General features: G+C 40.7%; 3 protein-coding genes. All 3 read right to left on the bottom strand.

The window, feature by feature from the left end; all coding sequences use genetic code 11:
* Window positions 1–1,459, bottom strand: a 1,459-nt coding sequence (locus tag WB217_RS12005) for a M28 family peptidase (protein WP_423993456.1), incomplete at its 3' end; no start/stop codon positions are given.
* Window positions 1,437–2,009: a GNAT family N-acetyltransferase gene (locus WB217_RS12000; RefSeq protein WP_423993455.1), complete on the bottom strand. Its 573-nt coding sequence runs from the start codon at window positions 2,007–2,009 to the stop codon at window positions 1,437–1,439. The genes WB217_RS12005 and WB217_RS12000, both read right to left, overlap by 23 nt.
* Before the next feature lie 74 nt (window positions 2,010–2,083).
* A partial coding sequence (locus WB217_RS11995) for a hypothetical protein (protein WP_423993454.1) occupies window positions 2,084–2,731 on the bottom strand: 648 nt, incomplete at its 5' end.

The raw sequence follows: 2,731 nt of genomic DNA, 5'->3' as shown, positions 1-2,731 counted from the left end.
CCGACATTCCAGATGACAAGAGAGTAGATTGAGCTTTCAAAAGAACTTCCTCAAGTTCGTTTAAGCGTTCCAAAGTTACAACCAAATCGACTTTATCTCCTGCAGCTGACTGATACTCTTTGATCGTATCTTTAATTTCTCGTACCGCAGCCAACTGGTTAATTGGCAATATAGAATCGGTCAAAACTTTATAGATTGAGAGAGCATAGATTTCACAATCTCGCTTTAAATTTGCAGGGTCGATTTTATCGATTGTGTCTTCAACTGTATGCCACCACCAGCCAAAGCCTCCTGCCTCCTTTCCTGCAAATACTTGAAACACTTTTTGGGATAAAGGGTCATTAGATAATGGTTGTTCCGACATTCCCATAAATAAGGAAGGAACTCCTGCTCCCCAAAAAGATTGGTCAGCGTATTTCCCATATCTGCTTCCTATATAATTCTGATCGGCTATCTCCTTCACATAGAGAGCTGCTATCTCCTTCGTTTCACTCATACAGTTACTTTCGCTCAGTATGGTAGCTCCTTTGCCTCCGACAGAATCTATATAAAAATGCATGACACAATTCTCGTGGATTTCTTCCCAATGATGATCACAGTAGTTTTGAGATCCAGCATATCTGCCATGTGAATGTCCTGACCAAAAAGCAAAACGGATCGATCTTTTCAATTGCTCTTTATATTTGGAAAGCACTCTTGCCACCTCTAGCATAGTCGCGTTCGCAGACCCGTTATCCATGGCTCCGTAATGCCACGAATCGATATGACCACTGAATAAAACAAAATGCTCTGGTTCCTCTTTACCTTTAATGTCGGCGATTAACGTGGGGATTTTTGTCCATTTCGTTTCAACCTCGGTATGTAGTTCTACCTGGCCCTCCCCTTCGTCAATCCACTTTTTAAGGATTTCACCAGAATCATCATTTACTGAAATGACAGGAATCTTCGGCATTTGGGTAATATTATCGGCAGTCGGGCTCCCCCAGACAGTCGAAACAATCATTTCATGTGTAAAAGGTCCATTAATAAAGATGGCTCCAATAGCTCCCGCTTCCCAGAGCTTTTTTAAAACCACTGGACTCGCAATACCTTCTAAAACAGAAATTTTGCCGTAACAATGATCAAGTTTATCATCCGTAAACTCACCAATATAAACAGATTCTCCTATTAACCCGCCTTCTTTAGTAGACGGTGCCATGGAGTGAGTAATACAAGGCAGATCGATATCTCCCACCTTTAAGCTCGCCTTACCAGGAAGAGAAATAAACGCTTCGTGAAAAGAGAGTTCAGTCTCTAATCCAAAGCTATGGAGAATCTTTTGGACATAATTGAAGGCGCGAAGCTCTTCTTCAGATCCTGACAACCTTACCTCTTTGGCGATTTCCTTGTTATATTCCATTAGTTGATTAGCATCAATTTGGGATATTATCTCTCTTTCAATCACCGTCAACTTTTCCAAGGTTCTCACTCCCATTCCTATTTATTACTGAATGCCACTCTCGATCCAAAATACTCATCTCATAATAACTCCAATAATTTTCACCAATCCTGGAAGCTTCTCTAATAAGTCCCTCACTTTGAAAACCCATTTTCTGATAGAGTTTAAGAGCTGGAGTATTGAAATCATATACAGCAAGGCTTACCTTATGAAGTCCAAATTGTACAAATGCTATATTTAAAAGCTTATTGACCATTAAAGGAGCTAAACCCTTGCCTTTCATCTCCTCATCACCAATTAGGACTCGGCACATTCTCGCTGTCCTATTATGCAGATTGATTGAACCAAGGGAAATATGCCCGATTACCTTCGATGATTCAAGGTGAATAACCTTATAAGCATGTACCTCTGACCCTTTTTTATTTGCTTCCTTCAAATACTTAATGAGCTGTTGGTCCGTCAGCGGAAAGGAAAATCCTGACCCGCTCCATTGCAGTAAGAATTCAGGACTATCAATCCAGCTTATAAGTTGTGGGATGTCCTCTTCTGTAAAGTATTCTAATTCGATCATGTTGACGATCTCCCTTTGAGGAAAATATTAAATTTAGAGAAGGTGAAGCTCCCAAAAAGCCTCACCTTCCATTTTTATTGTTTCAACGTGTTAAAAGCATCAAATTCTACACCGTGCAGCTTGCTGATTGCTTTAATAAAGGTTTTTGTAGTATGAGGAGTGTCATACAGAATAGAAAAATATTCTGATCGTTTCTCTTTTGGAGTTTCTTTATAGGCGTTTCCTACCATCCAGCGGCCATAGTAGTAGCAAGGGAAATAGGTTTTCTGTATAGGATCTGAGAAGAATCGGAAGGCATTGTTTGCTTCAATTTCGGTTATTCCGCCTTTGTTGATTAAATAATCTATCGCTTCCTCCCTGGATACCTGGCCAAGGTTATACATAAAGCAGGCATTAGTGGTAAACATCCTTTGATAGTCTAGATAATTCCTTGCGAGCAGATACTGTTGCTTTTGTTCATCTGTTACACCAGGTGTTTCCTCATTTAAATCGTCCCAGCCGAGAAAGCTCAGGGCTGTTTCTGGACCACCTTCAAACAATGCATTGGTAGGACTGTTGATTAAGTAATACGAAGCTTCAAGTGGAAGCTTTCCCTGCTGGAACAAGTAATCCCAGCGACAGTAGAACGCCTGGTGCCCTGGATAACCTTCATGTGCCATGATTTGTGCAAGAATTGGCTCTGTCCATGGGCGGTCAATATTGAAGGTTAAGTTTCCGCGATA

It is taken from the genome of Mesobacillus sp., assembly GCF_049588175.1.
GTDB lineage: Bacteria > Bacillota > Bacilli > Bacillales > Cytobacillaceae > Mesobacillus.
This window is presented reverse-complemented; position numbering and strand designations above follow the sequence as displayed.